The sequence below is a fragment of the Pseudomonas sp. S1(2024) genome (genome assembly GCF_046557535.1).
In genome coordinates, this window is the sequence record NZ_JBKGFP010000133.1 from 1 (window position 1) to 24576 (window position 24576).

Here is a 24576-nt window from a genome sequence, read left to right on the forward strand (position 1 = left end):
GCTGCAGCGAGTAGCGGAAGCGTCGGGCTGCTATTTGCCTTGGGCAGCATGTGGTTCCATCAGGACAGCCTGGGCAAGAACTATCGAGCGTTGCAAGAGACGCATCAGGACAACCCGGAGGCGCTTGCGGCGATCTGGTCTTCCTCCCTGGGTTTGTTGGGGGCGAGTGTGGAGGCGGCAGGACTGGCTGTTGCAGTCATACGCCCGAAGATACCGTGGCCCGGAACAGTGACGACAACGTCTTTGGGAACCGGTATTGCTCGATACGGCGCCGGCATTGCGGGAATAGCTGGAATGATGGATGGGGCACAGTACCTGTTCGCCAGCCTGCGTACTCATAAGCGCGGAGATTTAACGTCAGCAGATGAATATAGGACTGCGGGCATAATGGCTGGCGCTTCCGCCATTGCAGGTGTACTTGGAGCTTTCGGCCCCGCCACATTATTTGGCCCAATCGGTATAGCTATCATTCTAGGACTGGCCGCCTATGCAATAGCTTCCGAGGCAAAGCAAAATGAATCCTCTCCAACAGAGCTTTGGGCTCGTCAAAGCAGATGGGGATTATCTGAAGACAACCGTCTCTGGACCGAAGCCAAGCATCTTGACACTGCAATTGGTGCTTTGAATGCGGCAGCAATTGGCGTTCAAGCCGAGATTTCCATAAGGACTCAACTCACCAATCATACGAACATGCAGACTTCCGAACCAAAAGGGATGATCATCGGCAACGAGCCTGCAACACCCGCAGAATACACACTTAATTATTACTTCCTCTTACCTAAATACGCCGAGGGTACATCTCGCCATGAGTGGCATTTAAGCATTCATCGTACTGGCGCTCAAAGAGAAATCATTACCGTATCGGGTGATAGTAGTCCGACTAACCAATTGCAGATCAGCCTACCAAAGGGAAAAGGAGTCTTCGGCCACATTGACAACCCACAGCCTTTGGTGCGTTTCAACAACAAGAACAGTACGTTGACCATACAGGGGACTCTGCCTTTGCTGGTAGATCATCACATCAACGCCATTGAATTTAGCCTGCGTTACTGGCCAGACAAGCAGGACGAACTTGGGCATGCCCATGTAACAATAACAGAAAACTACATGCACAGCTTGGAGCCCCTGACAAAATGGCCCGACCCTTATTAAATCCTGCCTGCCCGGGCTGGAAGGAAGACCTCCCCGCCCCTTACACAGTCAACTCAATAGAAAAATATATGGGCAATCAAATACCTAACCATCAGTGCATGACTTACTTAGAGATTCCGCGACAAAGCGTATCATCACGAGGGGTGATTTCAGCCTTTGCCTTCCTCTTGTGCATACTTTTCGCCTTTAGCCTTTACATGATGACACTTACGCTCGACCCCCGAAATTTTGAATCGCTGCTGCTCTCAATATCTGAAATCTTCCTGGTTACCTGGCTGGTTACTATAGGCCTTCGCATGGATATTTCTCCACCTCGCGACGAACCCATAAGGTTCAACCGTGCACGCCAGAAAATCTACGCCTACAACTTCAAACGCCAATGGTGGAACCCCTTCGACAAAGGCAAGGTTGTGCCGGTCAGTTACGACTGGTCCCAAGTCCGCGCCGAGCGCTGGTCACAAACCGGCGCCCTGCCAAACGGTGGGGTCATTTTCAAATGGGGTGTCATGCTGTCCATCGTCGCGCCGGGCACGAACAACGTCATCGACCGTTTTCACCTGAGCACCATGGGGGCCGACCAGCATGCCTGGGCCTACATCTGCACCTACATGCAGGAAGGCCCCTCAGCCCTGCCACCACCCGGCCCACCCAAGGATCACAACGATGTGCTCTGGTGTGAGTTCGCCCTGCGCCTGGCACCCCGAGTAGAGTGGCCAGCGGAAATGGATCTGGAGTCGAGAACCGCCCCCTGAGCTTACTGTCTTGCGCTGCTTGCTCTGGCCCCATCGCCGACATGCCAGCTCTCATAGAACTGCACATGACTCATTGAATTAGCAGGGACTCTGTGGGAGCGGCTTCAGCCGCGAACACCGGCGCAGCCGGTGCCATGCACCGCGTTGGATTCTTCGCGGCTAAAGCCGCTCCCACAGGGTACGCGGGCCGCTTGCGAATTCAGTTTTCTACGCGACAACGCAGCCCAAAGGGCTGGGCAATCTCTCTTAGACTGCACATGACTCATTGAATTAGCAGGGACCCTGTGGGAGCGGGCATGCCCGCGAACACCGGCGCAGCCGGTGCCATGCATCGCGCTGGATTCTTCGCGGGCACGCCCGCTCCCACAGGGGTTACATGGTCGGCGCCACCAACCTGTATCCCACCCCTGGCTCGGTGATGATGAACCGCGGCGCCGTGGGGTCATCTCCCAACTTCTGCCGCAGATGCCCGACCACTATCCGCAGGTAATGGGTGTCATCCACATGGGTAGGCCCCCAGATATCCTTGAGCAACTGCTGCTGGGTAATCACCCGCCCCGGGTGCCCGGCCAGTTGCGCCAGCAGCGCATACTCCTTGCGGGTCAGCGCCACTTCCACGCCATCCAGGGTCACCCGGCGAAAGGCAAAGTCCACCATCAGCGGCCCAAAACTGGCCGCCACTTCCGAGCCACCTGCCTGCGGCACCTGGCGCAGCAAGGCGCGCACCCGCGCCAGGAACTCCTGGATGCCGAACGGCTTGGTCACATAGTCGTTGGCACCGCCATCCAACGCATCGACCTTCTGCACTTCACTGGCGCGCACCGACAACACCAGCACCGGCACCGCGCTCCATTCGCGCAGATCACGCAGTACCTGCTGGCCGTCCATGTCCGGCAGGCCCAGGTCGAGTACCACCAGGTCCGGCTTGCCCAGCGCCGCCTGGGCGAGCCCTTCCGCGCCGGTGGCGGCCTCGAGCACCTTGTAGCCTTGCGAGGCCAGGCTTATGCGCAGGAACTTGCGGATCTGCGGTTCATCGTCGATGACCAGGAGGGTGGCGGACTGACTCATGGGGTTTCGCTTTCGGTTTCAGGTTGAGGGGGCAGCGGCAAGCATAAAGTGATGCTGGTGCCCTGGCCATCGATGCCTTCGCCCACCAGGATCTGGCCGCCATGGGCGCCGATCATGCCCTGGCAGATCGCCAGGCCCAGGCCGGTGCCCTGCCCGCCGCGGTCGCCGCGAGCGGCGGTGTAGAACATGTCGAAGATCTTCTCGCGGTCTTCCACGGGAATGCCGGGGCCCTGGTCGCTGACGGCGAAACACAACCGGGCGTCCTGCACCGACACCTGCAGCTCCAGCCGGCCATTGGCTGGCGAGAAGCGCGCGGCATTTTCCAGCACGTTGACCAGCGCCTGCTCGATCAACGCCGCATGCACGAACAGCAACGGCAGCTCGGCCGGCACGTCGGTGTGCACGCGCAGTGGTGCCAGCACCGCGCGCAGGCGGTTGAGCGCGCTGCCGACGATGTCGGCCGGGGCCACCCAGCCGCGGGCCAGCTTGAGGCCGCCGTGGCCCAGGCGGGTCATGTCGAGCAGGTTCTGGATGTAGCGGTCGAGGCGTTCGGCCTCGTTGCGGGTGCCCTCCAGCAGTTCGCGGCGGTCGGCGGCGGGGATCGCCTCGCCCAGCGCCAGCAGGCTGTCGATGCTACCGCGCATGGCGGTCAGCGGGGTACGCAAGTCATGGGAAACGGACGCGAGCAAGGCGCTGCGCAGCTGCTCGGTTTCGCCATGCAGCCGCGCGGCCTCCAGCTGTTCGGCCAGCCGGGCGCGGGCCAGGGCCTGGGCCAGTGGTTGGCCAAGGGCGGTGAGCAGGCGCCGGCGCGGGTCGCTGAGCGGCTGGCCGGAGCGTGAGCGCACACCAAGCAATGCCAGGGGCTGCTCATCCACCGCCAGTGGCCACCACCACCAGCGGCCATTGGGCAGGGTGTCGCTGCCATGACCGGCGGCCTGGCCGTGCTGCCAGGCCCATTCTGCAGCGGCGCGTTCGTTATCGCTGAAAGCATGGGCTTCGCCGCTGACCACCTGCAACTGGCCTTCGACATTGCGCTCCAGCAGGCACACCTGCATGTCCTGCCAACCGTCCAGGTGCTGGCCGGCGGCGTTGAACACCGCCTGGCGGTCGGTGGCCACGGTCAGCCGGCGCGACAGGTCGAGCAACTGGCTGGTCTGCGCCTGGGTCTCGCGCAGCGCCTGCAACTGGCGGCGCTGGCGGGCGGCCAGGTTGCCGGTGAGCGCGGCCATCAACAGGAAGAACACCAGGGTCAGCACGTCTTCTTCGCGCTGGATCCTGAACGACAGGTTGGGCGGGATGAACAGGAAGTCGTAGGTCAGGAACGACAGCACCGCGCAGGCCAGCGCAGGCCCCAGGCTGCTGCGCACTGCCACCAGCAACACCGCGGCCAGGAACACCAGCGATATGTTGGGCAGCGCCAGCACACTCGACACCGCCCAGGCCAGGCCTGCGGCCATGACCGTGGCCAGCAGCGCCAGCAGGTAATGGCGCCAGACCCACACCCGTCGTACCGCCGAACGCGGCGCTTGCGGCTGCGCGTCGCGGTCCAGCACGTTGATTTCCAGGCCGTGGCTTTCGCGCAGCAGCCGCGCGGCCACACCGGCACCGAACAGGCGCCGGCGCAGGCGGTCGCGGGACTGCCCGACCAGCACCAGACTGGCCCGCCGTTCGGCGGCATGCTGGATCAGTGTGCGCACCACTTCGCCGGCACGCAGCAGTACCACCTCTCCACCCAGGCGTTCGGCCAGTTGCTGGGCAGCTTGCAGGCGCTGGCGTGCGGTTTCGTCGCGCAGGCGGCCGTTGTCCACGTGCACCAGGCTCCAGGGCAGGTGGCGGCGTTGCGCCACGCGGCTGGCATGACGCACCAAACGTTCCGCCTGGTCGTCGCCATCCACGCCCACCAGCAAGCGCCCACGCAGGGCCGGGGCTTCCTGGCCGCGCTGGCGATAGCCGTGGGCCAGGTCGGCATCCACCTGGGCAGCGGCGGTCTGCATGGCCAGCTCGCGCAGGGCGGTAAGGTTGGTTTGCGAGAAGAACGCATCGATGGCGGCCCGCGCCTGCTCGGGCACGTACACCTTGCCTTCGCGCAGACGTTCGAGCAGCTCGCGGGGTGGCAGGTCGATCAGCACCAGCTCGAAGGCTTCCTGCAGCACCCAGTCCGGCAGGGTTTCGCGCACTTGCACGCCAGTAATGTCGCGGACCTTGTCGTTGAGGCTTTCCAGGTGCTGGACGTTGACCGTGGTGTACACATCGATGCCGGCGGCCAGCAGTTCCTGTACGTCCTGCCAGCGTTTGGCGTGGCGGCTGCCGGGCGCATTGGTGTGGGCCAGTTCGTCGACCAGCACCAGGGCCGGCGCGGTCTTGAGAAGGCCGTCAAGGTCCATTTCCTCGAGCGTTACGCCGCGGTACTGGCTGCGCAGCAGGGGCTGCTGCTGAAGGCCAGCGAGCAATACCTCGGTTTCGGCACGGCCATGGGTTTCGACCACCCCGGCCAGCACCTGCACGCCCTGGCGTTGCTGGGCGTGGGCGGCCTGGAGCATGGCGAAGGTCTTGCCGACGCCGGGGGCGGCGCCAAGGAACACCTTCAACCGCCCCCGGCCGCTTCGCGGGAGGGTAGCCAACAGCGCGTCTGCGCGGGCGGAGTCACTCATCTTTCATCCTTTGGTGTGGCGGCGTCCTGCAGCCTCTTTTGGGCCTGCTTCGCAGGCCTTCGCGGGCTTGCCCGCTCCCACAGGGTGATCGCAATACTCGGAAGCTGCGCTGTACCTGTGGGAGCGGGCAAGCCCGCGAAGGGCCGCAAAGCGGCCCCCATATCAGTGGCCCAGATGCTCAAGTGCCTGGTTCAAGGCCAGCACATTGACCACCGGCGGGCCGATCAATGGGTGGAGGGTGGCCTCTTCCAGCAAGCCTTGCAAGCGCTCCACCGGCAACTGCCGTGCCGCCGCCACCCGAGGGATCTGGTAGGCCACGGCCTCCGGCGGCAGGTGCGGGTCGAGGCCGCTGCCCGAGGTGGTGAGCAGCGCCTGGGGCACCGGCCCCTGCTGCGCCTGGTACAACGCAGCCGCATCGCCCTTGACCCGCTCGGCCAGCGCCGGGTTGCTCGGCGACAGGTTGCTGGCGCTGCTGGCCACGGTGGCGTAGGCGCCTGCCGATGGCCGCGCGTGGAACCAGCCATCGCCCTGGAAATCCTGGGCAATCAGCGCCGAACCGCGCACCTGGCCTTGGTCATCGCGCACCAGGCTGCCATTGGCCTGGCTGGGGAAAGCCACCTGGGCAATACCGGTCACCACCAGCGGATACAGCGCGCCGGTCACCAGGGTCATCAACAGGGCCAGGCTCAATGCCGGGCGTACATAAGCATTCATGGTGGCCTCCTCAGACCAGGTGCAGGGCATTGAGCAGCAGATCGATCAGTTTGATCCCGGCAAACGGCACGACAATGCCGCCCAGCCCGTAGATCAGCAGGTTGCGCCGCAGCAGGTGCGCCGCACTGGCCGCCTGCACCCGCACGCCGCGCAGCGCCAGCGGGATCAGCACGATAATGATCAGCGCGTTGAACACGATGGCCGACAGAATCGCACTCTGCGGGCTGGCCAGGTGCATCAGATTGAGCACGCCCAACTGCGGGTAGATGGCGGCGAACAGCGCCGGGAGGATGGCGAAATACTTGGCCACATCATTGGCGATGGAGAAGGTGGTCAGCGCGCCGCGGGTCACCAACAACTCCTTGCCGACCTGCACCACATCCAGCAGCTTGGTCGGATCACTGTCGAGGTCGACCATGTTGGCTGCCTCGCGCGCCGCCTGGGTACCGTCGTTCATGGCCATGCCCACGTCAGCCTGGGCCAGTGCCGGGGCGTCGTTGGCGCCATCGCCGCACATGGCCACCAGGCGGCCGTCGTTCTGCTCCTGGCGGATGCGCGCCAGCTTCTTCTCCGGCGTGGCCTCGGCCAGCACGTCATCCACGCCGGCCTCGGCAGCGATGGCGGCGGCGGTCAGCGGGTTGTCGCCGGTCACCATCACCGTGCGAATGCCCAGCTTGCGCAGCTCGGCAAAGCGCTCGCGAATGCCGGGTTTGACCACATCCTTGAGGTGGATCACGCCAAGCAGGCGCTTGTCCAGGCACACCAGCAGCGGTGTACCGCCGCTCTGGGCAATACGCTCCACTTCACGGGCCAGTGCCGGTGGCATTTCCAGGCGTTGCATGCCGACGAACGCCAGTACGGCATCGACAGCGCCCTTGCGGTAGCGGTGTTGCTGGAAGTCGATCCCCGACAGGCGCGTCTCGGCGCTGAAAGCCACGGCCTCGAACTGGCCGGCGGACGGTTCGACAAAATCATGCAGTTGGCGCAGATACTCGACGATCGACTTGCCCTCGGCGGTGTCGTCCGCCAGCGAGGCCAGCAAGGCGCCCTCCCCCAGCTCGCGGGCGGTGATGCCCGGTGCCACGTGCAGCGCACTGCAGCGGCGGTTGCCGAAGGTAATGGTGCCAGTCTTGTCGAGCATCAGCGTGTGCACGTCACCGGCTGCCTCCACCGCCCGGCCCGAGCGGGCGATGACGTTCAGCCGCACCAGCCGGTCCATGCCGGCAATGCCGATGGCCGACAGCAGGCCGCCGATGGTGGTGGGGATCAGCGTTACCAGTAATGCGGCGAGAAAGATCAGCGGCAGGCTGCCACCGACAAAGTGGGCGAACGGCTGCAGGGTCACCACCACGATCAGGAAGATCAGGGTCAGGCCGATCAGCAGGATGTCGAGGGCGATCTCGTTGGGCGTCTTCTGCCGCTTGGCGCCCTCGACCAGGGCAATCATGCGGTCGAGGGTCGATTCGCCCGGGTTGCTGGTGATGCGGATCAACAACCAGTCTGAGACCAGCCGGGTATTGCCGGTCACCGCTGAGCGATCGCCGCCGGACTCGCGGATCACCGGCGCGGACTCGCCGGTAATGGCGGCCTCGTTGACCGCAGCGATACCTTCAAGCACCTCGCCGTCACCGGGAATCATTTCACCAGCTACCACGCGCACCACGTCGTCCTTGCGCAGCGCGCTGGCCGCTACGGTTTCGTAGCTGCCATCACGCTTGCGACGCTGGGCGGTAAGCCCTTGGCTGCCAGCCTTGAGGCTGTCGGCGCGGGCCTTGCCACGGCCTTCGGCCAGGGCCTCGGCAAAGTTGGCGAACAGCACGGTGAACCACAGCCACAGGGCGATCTGCACGGCCACACCGGTGCTCACACCGCTGCCGGGAGCGAAACACAGGACGGTGGTCAGTACCGCAGTCAGGGCGACCACCAGCATCACCGGCGAGCGCTTGAGTTGGCGCGGGTCGAGCTTGACGAATGCCTGCACCAGCGCCGGGCGCCACAATGCGGCGAAACGGGTCTGATCCTTGGCACTTTGCCGGGCTTTTACTTCAGCAATGGGCATGTTCATGGTCGGTCCTCAAAAACCCAGACTCAAATGTTCGGCGATCGGCCCAAGGGCCAGGGTCGGCAGGAAGGTCAGGCCACCGACCAGCAGGATGGTGACCAGCAGCAGGCTGGTGAACAGCGGGCCATGGGTGGGGAAGCTGTTAAGCCCCTGGGGCGCGCTTTTCTTCGCCGCCAGGCTGCCGGCCAGCGCCAGTACCGGCAGGATGTAGCCGAAGCGGCCGATGAGCATGGCCAGGCCGATCATCAGGTTGTGGTACACCGTGTTGGCACCAAAGCCGGCAAAGGCCGAGCCGTTGTTGGCCGTGCCCGAGGTGTAGGCATACAGCAGCTGGCTGAAGCCATGCGCACCCGGGTTGCTGACTGCACCTGCCGGGCCTGGCAGGCTGGCGGCAATGGCGCCGAGCACCAACACGCCGACCGGCATCACCAGCAGGGTCGCTACCAGCAACTGCACCTCGCGGGCCTGCAGTTTCTTGCCCAGGTATTCCGGGGTGCGGCCGATCATCAGCCCGGCCAGGAACACCGCGATCAATACGAACAGCAGCATGCCGTAAAGCCCTGCACCGACGCCGCCGAAGATCACCTCACCGACCATCATGTTGACCATCGCCACCATGCCGGTTAGCGGGTTGAGACTGTCGTGCATGGCATTGACCGAACCGTTGGAGGCAGAGGTGGTAGTCACTGTCCACAGCACCGAACCGGTGGTGCCGAAGCGGGTTTCCTTGCCCTCCATCGGGGCGCTTTGGTGTACCTGCACGCTCTCGAGGGCCGGGTTGGGCTGGTACTCGGACCACAATGCCGTGCTGCCGCCGATCAGGAACAGGGCCAGCATGCAGGCGAGGATTGCGCGGCTCTGGCGCAGGTCCTTCACGTAGTGGCCAAAGGTGAACACCAGCGCCACCGGAATGAGGATGATCGAGGCCACCTCGAACAGGTTGCTCCAGGCCGTGGGGTTTTCGAACGGGTGCGCCGAGTTGACCCCGAAGAAGCCACCGCCGTTGGTACCCAGTTGCTTGATGGCGATCTGGCTGGCGGCCGGGCCCAGCGGGATGGTCTGCTCGGTGCCTTGCAGGGTGACCGCGTGGGCGTAGTCGGCCAAGGTTTGCGGTACGCCCTGCCATACCAGCAGCAACGCCAGCAACAGGCACAGCGGTAGCAAGCCGTAGAGGGTGGCGCGGGTCATGTCGACCCAGAAGTTGCCTAGCGTCGTGGCGCTGCGCCGTGCGATGCCGCGGCACAGGGCGACCAGCACGGCCAGGCCGGTGGCGGCGCTGACGAAGTTCTGCACGGTCAGGCCGAGCATCTGGCTCAGGTAGCTGACCGACGCCTCACCGCTGTAGGCCTGCCAGTTGGTGTTGGTGACGAAGCTGACCGCGGTATTGAACGCCAGCGACCATTCCTGGCCGGGTAGATGCTGCGGGTTGAATGGCAGGTAGCCCTGCAACAGCAGCACGGCGAACAGCAGCAGGAACCCGGCCAGGTTGAAGGCCAGCAGAGCCAAGGTGTACTGCTGCCAGTTCTGTTCCTGGCCGGCGCGCACGCCCGCCAGCCGGTAGCAGGCTTGCTCGACCGGGCCCAGCACGGGCGACAGCCAGGTGCGCTGGCCTTCCATGACCTTGAAGTAGAACCGCCCGAGCCAGGGTGCCGGTAGCAGCACGATGGCGAAAAATGCCAACAGCAAGGCGAAGTCGTAACTGTGCATGGCCACTCCCTAGCAGCGATCGGCGCGCAGCAGCGCCACCAGCAGATAAAACGCCAATGCCACTGCCAGCAGCAGTGACAGCCCGTCGAGCATGTTCATGTGTGGTTCTCCCCGTGGTGCGGCTTGGGCCGCTTTGGGGAAATTGTCCGAGCGAGGGGCGTAAAGGGGCGAGACTGGGAGGTGGGGATGGCGATAAAGAAGGCGTAAAGATCGGGAGTTGAGGTTGCCTGAACCGGCCTCTTCGCGGGTAAACCCGCTCCTACAGGGACCGCACCGCTCTCCCGGGCTGTGGAGATCCTTGTGGGAGCGGGTTCCCCCTCCAAGAGGCCAGTACAGGTTTACTGCTGAGGCGGCTGCGGGACGGCGTTGCGGCTCCAGTCCAGCAGCAGGCTGTAGCCGACCGCCAGCAAGGTCGGCCCGATGAACAGGCCAATGAAGCCAAAGGCGATCAGGCCGCCGAACACGCCCAGAAGCACGATCACCAACGGCAGGTTGCCGCCACGGCTGATCAGGTACGGTTTGAGTACGTTGTCCACGCCACTGATGATGAAGGTGCCCCAGGCTCCCAGGAACACCGCCATGCCGTATTCGCCTTTCCATACCAGCCAGCCGGTGGCCGGAATCCATGCCAGTGGCGGGCCCATGGGGATCAGGCTGAGCATGAAGGTCACCAGGCCCAGCACAATGGCCCCGGGCACACCGGCAATCAGGAAGCCGATCAATGCAAGCACGCCTTGCGCGGCGGCTGTACCGATCACCCCGTTGACCACCCGCTGCACCGTACCGGCGACCAGCTCCAGGTAGTACTCGGCACGGTCGCCCATCAGGCGGTGCAGCAAGCGCAGGACGAACGCCGACAAGCGCGGGCCATCGCGGTAGAAGAAGAACACGAATACCAGGCTGAGGGTCAGCTCCAGCACGCCGCTGCCGATCTGCGCGCTGCGCGCCAGCAACCAGTTGCCCACCTGCCCCAGGTGCGGCTTGACCGAGGCCAGCAAGGCCGCGCCCTGCTGGTCCAGCGATTGCCACCAGCTGACCAGGCGCTCGCCAACCAACGGGATGCCACCCAGCCACGCCGGAGCATCGGGCAGGCCGTCCACCTGCACGTCACGCACGAACGCCGTCGCATCGCGAATGTGGTCGGCCAGGTTGAACCCCAGCCACACCAGCGGCAGCGCCACGATCAGGATCCAGGCAGTGGTCAGCAGGCTGGCCGCCAGGGTTTCGCGCCCTCCCAGCGCACGCGTCAGCAAGCGCATCAACGGCCAGCTGGCAAAGGCCAGGATGGCGCCCCACAACAGCGCTGAAATGAAAGGTGCCATCACCCACAGGCCGGCACCCAGCAGCGCCAGCAGCAGAATCTGGACCAGCAAGCGGTCATTGTTAGCCATGGTGGTGCCCGTTCAACGGATCAGTTCAAGGTGCAGGCCGTCGGTAGGCGCGCTACCGACTTCGAGGCGGCCATTGCGCACCCCCGCCTTGACCAAGGCCTCGCGCCAGGCTTCAGCCTGGGCGCCACTGAGGCTGGCACGCAGGGTGCTGTCGAGGTTCAGGCTGCGGGCCAGCAGGTTCGCCCAGGCGTCTTGCGGCGCGGCCAGGTCAGGGTAGTCGAGCTTGCCGGTGTCGCGCATTTCGCGCAGCACCGTGGCGGCGGTCGGCAGCAGTTCGCCCAGCGGGCTGCCGGCGACGAACTCTTCCACGTGCAGGTAGGCGCGGCGGTTGCCGCGGGTGACGCTGTACAGCGCAACCAGGGTGTCGGCCTGCTCCGCCGAGCGGCGCAGCAGGATGAACGCCTGCTGCTCGTCGCCGCCGTTGAGGCGGGCATTGCCGAACACATCATTGGCCCACAGGCTGGCCTCGCCGCAATCGCGCCCCTGGCACCAGAACAGCGGGTAGCCGCCGTCGCGCTGCAGTGCTTCGCGAGCGCTGGTGAAGGCTTCGCGAGCAGTACGCTCGACCGGCAGTTCGTAGGTTACCGAGCTGACCTGGCCACGGCTTTCGACCTTGTCCTCGACCCGCAGGCGGCCGCTGATCTTGCGCAGCGGGCCCATGGGGTAGACGCGCTCCTGCTCCACGGCCGGGCGCTGGTCGACCACCTTGGCGTCCACCGGTACCGGCAGGCTGCCGGCCCACAAAACGGGGCTGGCGAACACCAGGCAGGCAGCGAAGGCATTACGGATGGCAACAGGCGCGCTCATTGGCGAACCAGGCGGCGCTCAGCGCCGAGGTGAAGCTCCAGGATGTCTGGCAGTTGCATGGTTGTCTCCCTGTTCAACCCGCCAAGCCTCGACACTTGTCCGGTGCAAGTCAAGCAAAGCCAAAGAAGCGATTGAAACAGTCTGCGACAAGGGCCGCGCCCTGCTCATCGTTCAGGTGCAGGTGATGGCCACCGGGCAGCGTCACCTGCTCAAAGGGTAGCTGCTCCAGCAACCCTGTGTGGCGCGCCAGCATGCCGTCGGCAGCCACCACCAGGCGCGCCGGGCAACTTACCCGGCGCACGTAGGCCATGGCCTGGGCCTCGCTCAGGCGCACTGGCGAAGGCAGGGTCAGGCGGCTGTCGCTGCGCCAGCTGTAACCGCCGGGCACCGGCATCAAGCCACGCTGGGCCAGCAGCTCGGCCGCCTCACGGCTGACCGCGACCATGCCTTTCATGCGTGCCTGCACGCCCTGCTCCAGTGTGGTGTATACCGACTTGCGCTTGCCATCCAGGCGCAACTGGGCCAGCAGTGCCATGCCCAGCCGCTCCCCGGCGTCCTGCTCGGCGCCGGTCGGCGGAATGACCCCGTCGATCAGGGCCAGATGGCTGACCCGCTCCGGCAACGCGCCAGCCAGCTGCACCGAAATGATTGCCCCCAGCGAATGGCCCAGCAGGGCAAAACGTTGCCAACCCAGCTGCTCGGCCACCCGCAGCACGTCATGGGCGTAGTCGGCCAGGGCATAGCCGGCACCGAGCGGCCGGTGCTCGGAGTAACCATGCCCGGCCAGGTCCAGGGCGACGATGCGCAGGCCTTTCAGCTGCGGCGCCAGGCGGGCGAAGCTGTTGGCGTTATCCAGCCAGCCATGCAGGGCGATTACCGGCAGCCCATCCTCGGGGCCGAACAGGTGCGCCGCCAGTTCGATATGACCCAGGCTCAGGCGGATCTCCTCGACCTGCGCGCTCATGCCTGGCTCCAGCGGTCGAACAGGCCCTTGATCAGGCTGGCGGTGTCGGTTGGTCGCTCAAGCGGGAACATGTGCCCACCCGGCACGCTGTGGTATTCGCCCCTGGGCATGCCACGCACGGCCAGCGTGTGGTGGCGGCGAATGACGTTGCTGCGCTCGCCGCGGACCATGGCCAGCGGCACCTGCAACTGCCGCGCGGGCGCAGGGCTGGTATGCGGGATGCTGCGGTAGATGCTGATTTCCGTGGCCGGGTCGAAGCGCAACTGCAGCCCCTGCTCCATCGCCTGCAGGCCGTGCTCTATGTAGGCATCGAGGCAGTCGGGGTCGAAATGACGGAACAGTGACTTGCCGGCGAAATAGTCCCGGGCACTGTCGCGGTCATTGAAGGTTTCGCGGCGCCCCAGGGTGCGGCCAGCCGGGGTGATACGGTCAATGAAGCCGAAGCGCTTGGCGGTGCGCAGCAGCCACTGGTCGGCGCGGGTGAGCACCGGAGAGTCGAGCATCACCACGCCGCGGTAATACTCGGGGCAGCGCAAGGCTGCGTGCAGGTGCAAAACCCCGCCCAGCGAATGGCCGACGCCCCATACCGGCTGGTCTTGCCGAGCCAGGTGGTGCAGCAGTTCATCGACCAGGCTCTGCCAGTTGTCGTCCACCGGAAAGCGCGGATCGTGGCCGTGCTGGGCCAGGTGCTGCACTTGGTAGTCCGGTGCCAGGGCGGCGAACAGCTTGCCGTAGGTGGCCGACGGGAAACCGTTGGCATGGGCGAAGAAGATCTGCTGCGACATGGCGCCTGGTCCGGATGCGAGATGATGGCCCATTGTCGGTATCGCGGGGCAGTTCGGCAACGTCCGGAAAGGTCATCGGCGAGGGCTATCAGGTCAGGCTTGTGGGCGCGGGCACTGCCTGTAGGAGCAGCCTTGTGCTGCGAAGAGGCCATAACTGCCGGAGAAGAGCTATTGCCCTACTGGCCTCTTCGCAGCACAAGGCTGGTGTTTACAGGAAGCCCTACCGATCTCCCCCCCCCCCCCCCCCCCGCCCCCCCCCCCCCCCCCCCCAAGGCTGCTCCTACAGGAAACCGAGATAGCCTGAGAACTCAGGCCGGCGAGTTGATCGCCCGAAGGGTCATCAACCCAGCCAGCGGCCAGTCCCCTTCCAGCTCCGCCAGGCTTGCAGTGCTCATGCCCGCCGGTTGCTGCTGGTGGCCATGCTGCAACGCCCCTACCAAGGTACCCACCAGCGGCTGGTGGCTGACCAGCAGCACATGCTCCAGGCCCAGGCGCTCGATTTCACCGATAACCTGCTGCACATCACTGTCAGGCGTAAGCCAGGGCACGGTGCACACCGGCTCGGCGAAGCCCAGGGTGTCATGCACCAGGGCGGCCGTTTGCTGGGCGCGCACGTAAGGGCTGGCGATGATCGCCTGCAGCGGCTGGCCCAGCAGGCGGGCGGCGCTATGCAGCACCTGTTCGCGACCATGGGCGGTCAGCCGGCGCTCGGCATCGCTGTTGGCCCGCGGCTCGGCTTCGCCGTGGCGCAGAACCCACAGCTTCACAGCTTGGGCTCCTCGTCACGCACCGGGTGCGGGGCCGGGGCCACCGCATGCGGCGCCTCGCCTTCCGGGGCACGCGGTGCCGGCCAGTCGGCGAACGGCCAGGGCTTCTGGTCGCTGTGGAAGCTGCCGAAGCGGCCGATCTGCGCCAGGTACTGGCTCAGGCTGTCGCCGAAGTTCATCAGGCTGGCGCTGGGGGCGCCGTACACCAGGCGGTAGATCAGTTGTACCAGCACCAGGCCACCGAGCAACAGCTCGGCCAGCTGCCAGACCACCAGGAACACCAGCATCCACAGGGCCCGCAGGATGATCGACTCGCGCTGGGCGCGTTCGGGCGTATCGTTCATGTGTTGCTCCTTGCTGTTGTCAGAGCCGCTCGAGGCTCAGTTGAAACCGCTGATGGAAATGAAATCGACATCGGTCTTCGGCTCGGCACGCATCAGGTGCTCGATCACCTGGTTCAGCGTGCGGCCTTCGAACAGGATGGCATGCAGGCCAGCCACCAGCGGCATGTACACCTGCACTTCCTGCGCCTTGGCCTTGAGCACCTTGAGGGTATTGACGCCTTCGGCCACTTCGCCCAGGCGGCTGACCGCCTGCTCCAGGCTCAGGCCCTGGCCCAGCGCGTGGCCGACCTGGTAGTTGCGGCTCTTTGGCGAGGAGCAGGTGACGATCAGGTCACCGACACCGGCCAGGCCGAGGAAAGTCATGGGGTTGGCCCCCTGGCTGACGGCGAAGCGGGTCATCTCGGCCAGGGCGCGGGTAATCAGCATGCTCTTGGTGTTCTCGCCCATGCCCAGGGCCACCGCCATGCCAGCGATGATGGCGTAGACGTTCTTCAGCGCCCCGCCCAGCTCGACGCCAAACCGGTCGGCACTGGCGTAGACGCGGAAGGTACGCCCATGCAGCACGGCCTGCACCTGCTGGCACAGTTTTTCGTCCTCGCTGGCGACCACCGTGGCGGTCAGCGCATGTTCGGCGATTTCACGGGCCAGGTTGGGGCCGGACAGCACGCCGATGCGCGCCTCGGGGGCGATTTCCTCGAGGATCTGGCTCATCAGCTTGAAGCTTTGCGCTTCGATGCCCTTGGTCAGGCTGACCAGGCCCTTGCCGCGCAGCAACTCGGCATGCGGAGCCAGCACGCTACGCAAGGCGCTCGATGGCAGGGCGACGAAAATCAGCTCGCTGGCCTGCAGAGTGGCCAGTAGGTCGCTGACCGGCTCGACGCCGTCGTGCAAGCGGATGCCCTTGAGGTAGCGCGGATTCTCGCGATTGACGCGCATGGCCTCAGCCTGTTCCGGGTCGCGCATCCATTGGCGCACCGGCACACCGTTTTCTGCCAGCAGGTTCGCCACGGCGGTGCCGAAGCTGCCGCCTCCCAGAACTGCAACAGGTTGCTGTTCAGTCATATCCAATCCGTTAAAGCCAAAAGTTAAGTGGCGACCCAGCCATTATACGGCTCGCCTGCTACAGAACCAGTGTCAGTACCGGCCCTTTCGCGGGCACGCCCGCTCCCACAGGGGATAGCGCAGTCCTTCAGAGCGGCGCCGCACCTGTGGGAGCGGGCGTGCCCGCGAAAGGGCTCGACAGGTAGAGCAGATCACTGGCAAAACCCCCACGGTCGGTTACCATGCCTGTTTCAATCCTGATACAAGGCCGCTTTGTGTTCCCTGGCACGCCCTCGTACCCGCGCCTGCTCATACTGACTGCCCTGCTCGGCGGCCCGGCCGTGGCCGATGACCTGTTCATCGACAACGCGGACCTGCCGCAGGTTCTGACCGCCACGCGCCTGAAACAATCCCCCGCCGCAGTCCCGGGTAGCATGACCGTGCTCGACAGCGAGCTGATCCGCGCCAGCGGTGCCCGTGACATCCCCGAGCTGCTGCGCCTGGTGCCGGGCATGATGGTGGGCTACAACGCCGGCAACCAACCCACGGTCAACTACCACGGCAGCAACGTCAACGATGCCCGACGCATGCAGGTGCTGATCGATGGCCGTTCGGTGTACCGCGCCGGCCTGGCCACGGTGGACTGGAGCGACATCCCCCTGGCCATGGAGGATATCGAGCGCATCGAGGTGTTCCGCGGCCCCAACACGGTCAGCTACGGCGCCAACGCGCTGATGGCAGTGGTCAACATCCTTACCCGCAACCCTGCCGACAGCCATGGCACGCGGCTGAAGATGACCCGCGGCCAGGACGGCATCAATGATTTCTACGCCAGCCACGGCTTCGGTTGGGAGAGTGGCGACATGCGCCTGTCGCTGTCAGGCCAGCAGGACGATGGCTTCGACGAGAACCAGTTCGGCCAGGACTACCGCGACAGCCGCCGGCTGACCCGCTTCAATATCAACGCCAGCCACAGCCTGGCACACGACCAGACCCTGGAATGGCAACTTGCTGCGAAGGAAGGCAGCAACCAGCGGCCTTATACCTACCAGCCGGTGTTCGCCAAATACGAAGCCGGTAACAACGCTGACGTCAGTGCCAAGGACTACGCCGGCTCATTGCGCTGGACCAAGGACTTCAGTTCTGAGCACAGCCTGTATATCCAAGGCTCTGCCCAACATTTCGACCGTCAGCAGGTGTGGCGTGCCTGTGACGCTTTGCAGTCGTTCAGCCCGGAATTGACCCAGCTCTGGCAAATGAACCCCGATTTCGCCGAAAAAGTGGCGCGCGGCATTGCTACCGGCGCGCCACTTTCGACCAACGATCCCGTCATGAGAGGGCTTCTGGAGAAGGTCCAGCAGCAATGGGCGAACGGTGGCAAGCAGCAGGTCTGCGGCGACGTCGACCAGAGCACCCGCGAAACCCGCTACGACCTGGAAATCCAGGACACCCTGAGCCTGACCGACAGCCTGCGCCTGCTCAGCGGCATGAACTACCGCTATGATCGTGCCGACTCGCAGACCTACTTCAATGGCAGCATCGACGACCAGACCTGGCGCCTGTTCGGCCAGCTGGAGTGGCGCGCCGACGAACACTGGATCCTGCAGGGTGGTGCCATGTTCGAGGACTCGCGCCTGTCTGGCAGCTCGCTGACCCCACGCGTGGCGGTCAACTACCTGATCACCCCGCGCCATGGCCTGCGTGCAGTGTATTCCGAGGCAGTGCGCTCGCCAGACATGTTCGAGAACAACGTCAACTGGAGCTACACGGTCAAGAACCTGACCCCCAACGCCTTTGGCCTGCAAAACGGCGAATACTTCGTCAAGACCCGCGGCCCGGGCGACCTCGACCAGGAACGCATGCGCTCGCGCGAACTCGGCTACAACGGCTACTTCAGCGACATCGACCTGAACATGGATGTGAAGCTGTTCTATGACGAGATCACCGGCATGATCAGCGAGCCCCTGAAGAACAACCAATACATCGCCAGCAATGCCAACAAGGCCCGTTTCAGCGGCAGCGAGGCGCAACTGGACTGGCGCCCGACCCTGCGCGACCGCCTGCGGGTGACCTACGCCTACGTGGATGCATGGGCCAGCAACCCCGCCGACCGCCGCCTCAGCGCGCGCAACAGCGGCTCGGCCGGATGGATGCGCGAGTGGGGTGCCGGTTGGTCGAGCGCGCTGTTCTATTACGGCGACGATGCGCTCAACCAGTACCGCTACGAGCGCCTGGACCTGCGCCTGGCCAAGCGTTTCCGGGTGCATGGCAGCAACCTGGAGCTGGCGGCGCTGTGGCAACAGCGCCTGGACGATGAGCCGACCACGGCAATCCAGAACCGCTACGACAGCCGCCACCGCCTGAGCGTCAGCGCGGAGCTGGAGTTCTGATGGCCCTGCTGCTGCGCCTGTTGCTGTTGTGCCTGTGGCCGATGGGGCCGCTGTTCGCCAGCGAAATCCTGTTGGTAGGCGCGGAAGACCAGCCTGGCATTCGCAGTTTCGTCGCCGCGCTGGAAAGCCGCCGGCCGCACGACCATGTACATTTCCAGACCACCGACGACCTGCCACGTCCGGGCAAGCTCAAGGCTGACCAGCGCCTGATCCTGCTGGACAACGCCGCACTGGAATGGCGCCTCGCGGAAACTGCCGGCCCGCCGGCCCTGGCCATGAGGGTCAGCCGGGTACAGGCTGAACAGCGCCTGGGAAAGTCGCGGCCCGCGTTCCTCACGCTGCTGTGGAGCGATCCGCCGCTGGGCCGGCAGTTGCGCCTGGCGCGCTATCTGCTGCCGCAGGCCCAGCGCATTGGTGTGCTGTACGGTGAGCACAGCAGCTTTCTGCTCGAAGAGCTGCGCCACGCCGCCCGCGCGCTGGACCTGGAGATCATTGCCCAGGACTGGCCCGACCCGCGCGACAGCCGCCCTTTACAACACTTGTTGGCCAACAGTGACGTGCTGCTAGGCCTGGACGATGCCGACCTGTACAACTCCAAGACTGCGAAAAACCTGCTGTTGAGCAGCTATGGCCGGCAGATGGCGCTGATCGGCCCGAACGCCGGGTTCGTCCGCGCCGGCGCCCTGGCCAGCACCTTCAGCGACCAGGACGATTGGCTGGCGGTGCTCGACCAGTTGCTCGACCAGCCACCGGCGCGCTGGCCACGCAGCCTGTACCCGGTACGCTTCGGCGTCAGCGGCAACCAGCAGGTGGCGCGCGCCCTGGGCCTTGAACCGATCGATCCGAACGCCGCCGCCAAGGCCCTGGCCGAAGGAGAACCCACCCCATGAGCAAGCGCCTGAGCTGGGACATCCACACCCGCACCCAGATCATCAGCCTCGGCCCTGCCCTGCTGCTGACCTTGCTGCTGATCAGTTTCTTCACCTTCGTGCGTATCCAGGACCTGCGCCAGGAACTGAACCACACTGGGCAACTGATCGCCAACCAGCTGGCGCCAGCTTCGGAATACGGGGTGATATCGGGCAACAACGAAGTGCTCGAGGGCCTGATGCGCGCCACGCTCAGCATCCCCCACGTGCGCTTCCTCGAGGTGCAGGACAGCCGCAACCACATATTGGTCTATGTGGAGCAGTCCGACGAAAGCGCCAACCGCGCGCAGCGCGTCGAAGTGTTCCAGGCGCCCATCCGCCTGCAGCAGATCCGCCTGGACAGCGACTTCCTGCAACAGGGCAAAGCCACCACCCCGGCCATCGGCGACGATTACCTGGGCCGGGTCATCGTCGGCATGTCCGATGACGCCTTCAGCCAGCGCCAGCAGGAAATCGTGATCAAGGCCGGCATCCTCGCGCTGTTCGCCCTGCTGTTCACCTTCCTGCTGGCGCGCCGCCTGGCCCTGAGCCTGGCCAAGCCGATCAGCGACATGGGCCATGCGGTCAAGGCCATCCAGCAGGGCGAGTACCACACCCTGTTGCCGGTGGTCGATGACAGCGAACTGGGCCATCTGGCACGCCACATCAATAACCTGGCCCATGCCCTGGCGCAGGCCAGCAATGAACAGAAGCAGGCGATTGCCGAGCTTATCCAGGCCCGCGAGGAGGCCGAACAGGCCAACCGCGCCAAATCGGATTTCCTCGCGATGATGAGCCACGAGCTGCGCACGCCGATGAATGGCGTGCTGGGCATGCTGCAGTTGCTGGAAACCACGCAGTTGAACAGCGAGCAGGCCGAGTACACCGCGGTGGCCAGCGAATCCACCGGGCACCTGCTCAAGGTCATCAACGACATCCTCGACTTCTCGCGCATCGAACGCGCCGCGCTGCAACTGGAACACATCGACTTCAACCTGGGCGAACTGATCACCAGCAGCGTCCAGTCGTTCCAGCACAGCGCCCAACAGCGCGGCCTTGCCCTGCACCTGCAAATGCCGGCGGGTATCGAGCAGCTGCAGGTGAACGGCGACCCCACGCGCATCCGCCAGATCCTGCTTAACCTGGTAGGCAACGCGCTGAAATTCACCGAACGCGGCCAGGTTCAGGTCGAGGCGCGCTGGCAGGTGCTGGACCGCCAACTGATCTGGCTGACCTGCAGTGTGCGCGACACCGGTATCGGCATCGACAACGAACGCCTGGAAATGATGTTTGTCGCCTTCCAGCAGGCCGACAGCTCGATTTCCCGCCGCTATGGCGGCACCGGACTGGGGCTGTCGATCGCCCGCACCCTGGCCGAACGCATGGGCGGCAAGCTGCGTGGCGAAAGCCGTGAGGGCCTGGGCTCGACCTTCACCTTGGAGATGCCTCTGGCCCTGGCCAGCCCTGCCCCGCTCTCGCTGACGCAGCCAAGCGCTGCGCCACCGGCGGTGGCCGACAATGATCAGGTGCTGCTGGTAGAGGACAATCCGGTCAACCAAAGTGTCATCGAAGCCATGCTGCGTAGCCTGGGGCTAGCGGTATGCACGGCCGAGGACGGCCTGGAGGCGGTAGAACGGGTCAGCCGGCAGCGTTTTGCCGCCGTGCTGATGGACTGCCGCCTGCCGCACCTGGACGGCTATGAAGCCACCCGGCGTATCCGCCAGCTGCCCAACGGCGCCAGGCTACCGATCATCGCCCTGACCGCCAACGCCTTGCAGGGCGACCGCGAGCGTTGCATGGCGGCCGGCATGGACGACTACCTGAGCAAACCCTTGCGCCGCACCGAACTGCAGCGTGTGCTGCAGCGCTGGCTACCCGGTCAGACAACCGCGACTGGCGATAAATGCTAAAGTGCGGCAGTCTTAAACACTGGACAGGACCTTCATCGGACCTGAAAATAGACGTTTCAGTGCACACCTGTACTTCTTTCACCGGGTGCACTGTGACTTTCACCACAACGCAATAGTCTACCTGTAGGCTGCCGCCCCGAACGCGATGCGTATCGGGCCGGCCGGGAAGATTCATCCCCTGCCGCAGGGGGTTATTGAGGAGCTCGCATGACCAAACAACACGCCTTTACTCGGGAAGACCTGCTGCGCTGCAGTCGCGGTGAGCTGTTCGGCCCAGGTAATGCGCAACTGCCCGCGCCGAACATGCTGATGGTCGATCGCATCACCCATATCAGCGAAGAAGGCGGCAAGTACGGCAAAGGTGAATTGGTCGCCGAGCTGGATATCAATCCGGACCTGTGGTTCTTCGCCTGCCACTTCGAAGGCGACCCGGTAATGCCGGGCTGCCTGGGCCTCGATGCCATGTGGCAGCTGGTAGGTTTCTTCCTCGGCTGGCAGGGCCTGCCAGGCCGCGGGCGCGCCCTGGGTTCGGGCGAGGTGAAGTTCTTCGGCCAGGTACTGCCGGAAGCCAAGAAAGTCACTTACAACATTCACATCAAGCGCGTCCTGAAGGGCAAGCTGAACATGGCCATCGCCGATGGCTCGGTCAGCGTCGACGGCCGCGAGATCTACACTGCCGAAGGCCTGCGGGTCGGCGTGTTCACCTCCACTGACAATTTCTAAGGGTTATTCGCATGCGCCGCGTCGTTATCACTGGTCTGGGCATCGTATCGTGCCTGGGCAATGACAAAGCTACCGTCACCGAAAACCTGCGCAACAGCCGTCCGGGTATCCGTTACAACCCGGAATACAAGGAAATGGGGCTGCGTAGCCAGGTTTCCGGGTCCATCGACCTCAACCTCGAAGAACTGATCGACCGCAAGGTCTACCGCTTCGTCGGCCACGCTGCTGCCTACGCCTACCTGGCGATGCAGGATGCGATCAAGGACGCCGGCCTGACCGAAGAGCAGGTTTCCAACCCGCGTACCGGCCTGGTGGCGGGCTCCGGCGGCGCCTCGACCCTGAACCAGATGGAAGCGCTGGACACCCTGCGTGAGAAAGGCGTCAAGCGCGTCGGCCCATACCGCGTTACCCGCACCATGGGCAGCACCGTTTCGGCGTGCCTGGCTACCCCGTTCAAGATCAAGGGTATCAACTACTCGATCTCCTCGGCCTGCGCCACTTCGGCACACTGCATCGGCACCGCGCTGGAGCAGATCCAGTGGGGCAAGCAGGACATCGTCTTCGCCGGTGGCGGTGAAGAAGAGCACTGGAGCCAGTCGTTCCTGTTCGATGCCATGGGCGCCCTGTCGACCAAGCGCAACGAAACCCCGGAACAGGCCTCGCGCGCCTACGACGCCGACCGTGATGGCTTCGTCATCGCTGGCGGTGGCGGCATGGTGGTGGTCGAGGAGCTGGAACACGCCCTGGCCCGTGGCGCCAAGATCTACGCGGAAATCGTCGGCTACGGCGCCACTTCCGACGGCTATGACATGGTTGCCCCGAGCGGCGAAGGTGCTATCCGCTGCATGCAGCAGGCGCTGTCGACCGTCGACACTCCGATCGATTACCTGAACACCCACGGCACCTCGACCCCGGTCGGTGACGTTGCCGAGATCAAGGGCGTTCGCGCCGTGTTCGGCGACAAGGCACCGAAAATCAGCTCGACCAAGAGCCTGTCGGGCCACTCGCTGGGCGCTGCCGGCGTACACGAGGCGATCTACTGCCTGCTGATGATGGAAAACAACTTCATCGCCGGCTCCGCCAACATCGACGAGCTGGACCCGGAGGTCGCCGACCTGCCGATCCTGCGCAAGACCGAAGAAAACGCCAAGATCGACACGGTCATGAGCAACAGCTTCGGCTTCGGCGGCACCAACGCCACCCTGGTGCTCAAGCGCTGGGAAGGCAAGTAAGACGCTGCTGCGGTAAACGAAAACGCCCCGACTGGTTCGGGGCGTTTTCATTTGTGTTGCCTGTACCGGCCCTATCGCCGGCAAGCCAGCTCCCACAGGTACTGCATAGGCTTCGGAACCTGCGCAGTACCTGTGGGAGCTGGCTTGCCGGCGATAGGGCCAGCACAGGAAAACCCTTATTTCTGCCTGGGCAGTACAGCCAGAAAATTCTCCCTGGCCACCTTGTTGGCAACTTGTTCCGGCAATGCATCCAGAAACGGCCTGAACCCGTGCATCTGCTCCCCAAGGCTACCAAACCGCCCCACCACATCCGAACCCAGCATGAACCGCTCCGGGAATTTCTCGACCAGTGCCAGCCACTCCTTGCGCGGCACACCCCGGTCATCCAGCAGATAGGGTTTCAGCACGCTCCACGACAAATCGACATACAGGTTCGGGTAATCCTCCAACAACCGCGTCAGCACCGGCAGCAGAAAGTCCATCTGCGTCTGGTGCCGGTGAATCTCCATGCTGCTGCCTGCATGCGCCCAGATGAACCGCGTGTGCGGGTGATTGCGCAGCGGCTCTTCGATCTCCGCCAGGTACAGCGGGTTGCGCTCGCGCTTCGAGGTGATGTTGGAATGCAGCAGCACCGGCAGGTCGCGCTCGGCCGCCATGTGGTAGATACGCGCCATGGCTTCGTTGTTGGCGCGCGGCGTGTCACCGCTGGTCAGAGCAGTCAGGTCATCGTGGCGGGTGAACACCTCGCCAATGCCCTGCCACAGCCCCGGATGCAGATCGAGCATGCGCTCGATATGGCTGGCGGCGTTCTTGTCCACCGGATTGAAGCCGGCCAGGAACGGATGAAAGCGCTTGCGCTGCTCGTCGGGCAGTTGCTGTAGCGCCGCCGCCACGTAGGTATCGGTGGCGCTGTACCAGTAGGCTTCGGCGTCATCCCCAGCGTAATAGCGTGGGCGCTTGGGCTCGTCTTCGTGCCACTTCTTGGCCACCGGGACGCCGGAAATCATCGACTGCTCGATACCGGCGGCATCCATGGCCTTGATCAGCGCAGGCATGCCTTCGCTTTCCTGGAAGAAGTCGACGTAGTGCAGGTGGGCATCACTGTAGCGGTAGTCGCGTGCCTGCGCCGCTTGGCACAGCCAGGTGGATAACAGCACGCAGGCCAACGCTCTCACGATCATGATAAAGCTTCCTTTTCCGGGTATCAG

General features: G+C 64.5%; 20 protein-coding genes and 1 pseudogene. 7 read left to right on the plus strand and 14 right to left on the minus strand.

Annotated features, from left to right (window positions below; translation table 11 throughout):
* Window positions 1–1152 (plus strand): annotated as a pseudogene (locus ACLCGK_RS31675) (hypothetical protein); the annotation flags it as partial.
* Between the two features lie 200 nt (window positions 1153–1352).
* Window positions 1353–1904: a DUF6708 domain-containing protein gene (locus tag ACLCGK_RS31680; RefSeq protein ID WP_410953623.1), complete on the plus strand. Its 552-nt coding sequence runs from the start codon at window positions 1353–1355 to the stop codon at window positions 1902–1904.
* Window positions 1905–2276: 372 nt separating this feature from the next.
* Here ACLCGK_RS31680 and ACLCGK_RS31685 read toward each other — a convergent pair whose 3' ends face one another.
* The 13 genes from ACLCGK_RS31685 to ACLCGK_RS31745 form a co-directional block, all read right to left on the minus strand.
* On the minus strand, window positions 2277–2972 hold the full coding sequence (locus ACLCGK_RS31685) for a response regulator (protein ID WP_013973414.1): 696 nt from the start codon (window positions 2970–2972) through the stop codon (window positions 2277–2279).
* On the minus strand, window positions 2969–5623 hold the full coding sequence (locus tag ACLCGK_RS31690; RefSeq protein WP_410953607.1) for a DUF4118 domain-containing protein: 2655 nt from the start codon (window positions 5621–5623) through the stop codon (window positions 2969–2971). Before ACLCGK_RS31690 ends, ACLCGK_RS31685 begins: the two co-directional genes overlap by 4 nt.
* Window positions 5624–5785: 162 nt before the next feature.
* On the minus strand, window positions 5786–6337 hold the full coding sequence (gene kdpC, locus ACLCGK_RS31695) for a potassium-transporting ATPase subunit KdpC (RefSeq protein WP_410953606.1): 552 nt from the start codon (window positions 6335–6337) through the stop codon (window positions 5786–5788).
* A 10-nt stretch (window positions 6338–6347) separates the two neighbouring features.
* Window positions 6348–8402, minus strand: coding sequence for a potassium-transporting ATPase subunit KdpB (gene kdpB, locus ACLCGK_RS31700; protein WP_367245290.1), 2055 nt, complete (start codon window positions 8400–8402; stop codon window positions 6348–6350).
* 9 nt (window positions 8403–8411) lie between these two features.
* Complete coding sequence (gene kdpA / locus ACLCGK_RS31705) at window positions 8412–10106, minus strand: potassium-transporting ATPase subunit KdpA (RefSeq protein WP_410953605.1); 1695 nt, start codon at window positions 10104–10106, stop codon at window positions 8412–8414.
* A gap of 9 nt (window positions 10107–10115) precedes the next feature.
* Window positions 10116–10205 (minus strand): K(+)-transporting ATPase subunit F, encoded by a 90-nt coding sequence (gene kdpF / locus ACLCGK_RS31710; RefSeq protein ID WP_085720473.1) that lies wholly within the window; start codon window positions 10203–10205, stop codon window positions 10116–10118.
* A 239-nt stretch (window positions 10206–10444) separates the two neighbouring features.
* Complete coding sequence (locus tag ACLCGK_RS31715) at window positions 10445–11497, minus strand: AI-2E family transporter (RefSeq protein WP_013973419.1); 1053 nt, start codon at window positions 11495–11497, stop codon at window positions 10445–10447.
* A 12-nt stretch (window positions 11498–11509) separates the two neighbouring features.
* Window positions 11510–12304, minus strand: coding sequence for a DUF4892 domain-containing protein (locus ACLCGK_RS31720; RefSeq protein WP_023661209.1), 795 nt, complete (start codon window positions 12302–12304; stop codon window positions 11510–11512).
* A 109-nt stretch (window positions 12305–12413) separates the two neighbouring features.
* On the minus strand, window positions 12414–13268 hold the full coding sequence (locus ACLCGK_RS31725; protein ID WP_410953604.1) for an alpha/beta hydrolase: 855 nt from the start codon (window positions 13266–13268) through the stop codon (window positions 12414–12416).
* Window positions 13265–14053, minus strand: coding sequence for an alpha/beta fold hydrolase (locus tag ACLCGK_RS31730; protein WP_015271083.1), 789 nt, complete (start codon window positions 14051–14053; stop codon window positions 13265–13267). Before ACLCGK_RS31730 ends, ACLCGK_RS31725 begins: the two co-directional genes overlap by 4 nt.
* A gap of 308 nt (window positions 14054–14361) precedes the next feature.
* Complete coding sequence (gene sixA / locus ACLCGK_RS31735; protein WP_410953603.1) at window positions 14362–14820, minus strand: phosphohistidine phosphatase SixA; 459 nt, start codon at window positions 14818–14820, stop codon at window positions 14362–14364.
* On the minus strand, window positions 14817–15164 hold the full coding sequence (locus tag ACLCGK_RS31740) for a DUF4389 domain-containing protein (protein ID WP_013973424.1): 348 nt from the start codon (window positions 15162–15164) through the stop codon (window positions 14817–14819). The genes sixA and ACLCGK_RS31740 overlap by 4 nt, the downstream gene beginning before the upstream one ends.
* Window positions 15165–15200: 36 nt before the next feature.
* Window positions 15201–16226 carry an NAD(P)H-dependent glycerol-3-phosphate dehydrogenase gene (locus ACLCGK_RS31745; protein ID WP_013973425.1) on the minus strand — a complete coding sequence of 342 codons (1026 nt, stop codon included), beginning with the start codon at window positions 16224–16226 and terminating at the stop codon, window positions 15201–15203.
* A 221-nt stretch (window positions 16227–16447) separates the two neighbouring features.
* Here ACLCGK_RS31745 and ACLCGK_RS31750 point away from each other — a divergent pair, with 221 nt between their 5' ends.
* The 5 genes from ACLCGK_RS31750 to fabB all read left to right on the plus strand — a co-directional run bounded on the left by ACLCGK_RS31750 (window position 16448) and on the right by fabB (window position 23368).
* A complete protein-coding gene (locus ACLCGK_RS31750) occupies window positions 16448–18595 on the plus strand; it encodes a TonB-dependent receptor plug domain-containing protein (RefSeq protein WP_410953602.1) in 2148 nt (715 codons plus the stop codon).
* Window positions 18595–19485, plus strand: coding sequence for an ABC transporter substrate-binding protein (locus tag ACLCGK_RS31755; RefSeq protein ID WP_013973427.1), 891 nt, complete (start codon window positions 18595–18597; stop codon window positions 19483–19485). Before ACLCGK_RS31750 ends, ACLCGK_RS31755 begins: the two co-directional genes overlap by 1 nt.
* A complete protein-coding gene (locus ACLCGK_RS31760) occupies window positions 19482–21413 on the plus strand; it encodes an ATP-binding protein (RefSeq protein ID WP_041505758.1) in 1932 nt (643 codons plus the stop codon). Before ACLCGK_RS31755 ends, ACLCGK_RS31760 begins: the two co-directional genes overlap by 4 nt.
* A 207-nt stretch (window positions 21414–21620) precedes the next feature.
* Complete coding sequence (fabA, locus tag ACLCGK_RS31765; protein ID WP_003251509.1) at window positions 21621–22136, plus strand: 3-hydroxyacyl-[acyl-carrier-protein] dehydratase FabA; 516 nt, start codon at window positions 21621–21623, stop codon at window positions 22134–22136.
* An 11-nt stretch (window positions 22137–22147) separates the two neighbouring features.
* On the plus strand, window positions 22148–23368 hold the full coding sequence (fabB, locus tag ACLCGK_RS31770) for a beta-ketoacyl-ACP synthase I (RefSeq protein WP_013973429.1): 1221 nt from the start codon (window positions 22148–22150) through the stop codon (window positions 23366–23368).
* A 176-nt stretch (window positions 23369–23544) separates the two neighbouring features.
* On the opposite strand, the gene ACLCGK_RS31775 is transcribed toward fabB, so the two are convergent.
* The gene (locus ACLCGK_RS31775) at window positions 23545–24549 is read right to left on the minus strand and encodes an amidohydrolase family protein (protein WP_410953601.1); all 1005 of its coding nucleotides are present in this window, start codon (window positions 24547–24549) and stop codon (window positions 23545–23547) included.
* Window positions 24550–24576 lie beyond the last annotated feature (27 nt).

Excerpts from the sequence above, each read along its gene's own strand:
- kdpC (WP_410953606.1), bottom strand. The coding sequence starts at position 6,337 with ATGAATGCTTATGTACGCCCGGCATTGAGCCTGGCCCTGTTGATGACC.
- fabB (WP_013973429.1), top strand. The coding sequence starts at position 22,148 with ATGCGCCGCGTCGTTATCACTGGTCTGGGCATCGTATCGTGCCTGGGC.
- kdpA (WP_410953605.1), bottom strand. The coding sequence starts at position 10,106 with ATGCACAGTTACGACTTCGCCTTGCTGTTGGCATTTTTCGCCATCGTG.
- ACLCGK_RS31760 (WP_041505758.1), top strand. The coding sequence starts at position 19,482 with ATGAGCAAGCGCCTGAGCTGGGACATCCACACCCGCACCCAGATCATC.
- ACLCGK_RS31715 (WP_013973419.1), bottom strand. The coding sequence starts at position 11,497 with ATGGCTAACAATGACCGCTTGCTGGTCCAGATTCTGCTGCTGGCGCTG.
- fabA (WP_003251509.1), top strand. The coding sequence starts at position 21,621 with ATGACCAAACAACACGCCTTTACTCGGGAAGACCTGCTGCGCTGCAGT.
- ACLCGK_RS31720 (WP_023661209.1), bottom strand. The coding sequence starts at position 12,304 with ATGAGCGCGCCTGTTGCCATCCGTAATGCCTTCGCTGCCTGCCTGGTG.
- ACLCGK_RS31745 (WP_013973425.1), bottom strand. The coding sequence starts at position 16,226 with ATGACTGAACAGCAACCTGTTGCAGTTCTGGGAGGCGGCAGCTTCGGC.
- ACLCGK_RS31690 (WP_410953607.1), bottom strand. The coding sequence starts at position 5,623 with ATGAGTGACTCCGCCCGCGCAGACGCGCTGTTGGCTACCCTCCCGCGA.
- ACLCGK_RS31680 (WP_410953623.1), top strand. The coding sequence starts at position 1,353 with ATGACACTTACGCTCGACCCCCGAAATTTTGAATCGCTGCTGCTCTCA.
- ACLCGK_RS31730 (WP_015271083.1), bottom strand. The coding sequence starts at position 14,053 with ATGTCGCAGCAGATCTTCTTCGCCCATGCCAACGGTTTCCCGTCGGCC.
- ACLCGK_RS31725 (WP_410953604.1), bottom strand. The coding sequence starts at position 13,268 with ATGAGCGCGCAGGTCGAGGAGATCCGCCTGAGCCTGGGTCATATCGAA.
- ACLCGK_RS31740 (WP_013973424.1), bottom strand. The coding sequence starts at position 15,164 with ATGAACGATACGCCCGAACGCGCCCAGCGCGAGTCGATCATCCTGCGG.
- ACLCGK_RS31750 (WP_410953602.1), top strand. The coding sequence starts at position 16,448 with ATGCCTGTTTCAATCCTGATACAAGGCCGCTTTGTGTTCCCTGGCACG.
- kdpF (WP_085720473.1), bottom strand. The coding sequence starts at position 10,205 with ATGAACATGCTCGACGGGCTGTCACTGCTGCTGGCAGTGGCATTGGCG.
- ACLCGK_RS31685 (WP_013973414.1), bottom strand. The coding sequence starts at position 2,972 with ATGAGTCAGTCCGCCACCCTCCTGGTCATCGACGATGAACCGCAGATC.
- ACLCGK_RS31755 (WP_013973427.1), top strand. The coding sequence starts at position 18,595 with ATGGCCCTGCTGCTGCGCCTGTTGCTGTTGTGCCTGTGGCCGATGGGG.
- ACLCGK_RS31775 (WP_410953601.1), bottom strand. The coding sequence starts at position 24,549 with ATGATCGTGAGAGCGTTGGCCTGCGTGCTGTTATCCACCTGGCTGTGC.
- kdpB (WP_367245290.1), bottom strand. The coding sequence starts at position 8,402 with ATGAACATGCCCATTGCTGAAGTAAAAGCCCGGCAAAGTGCCAAGGAT.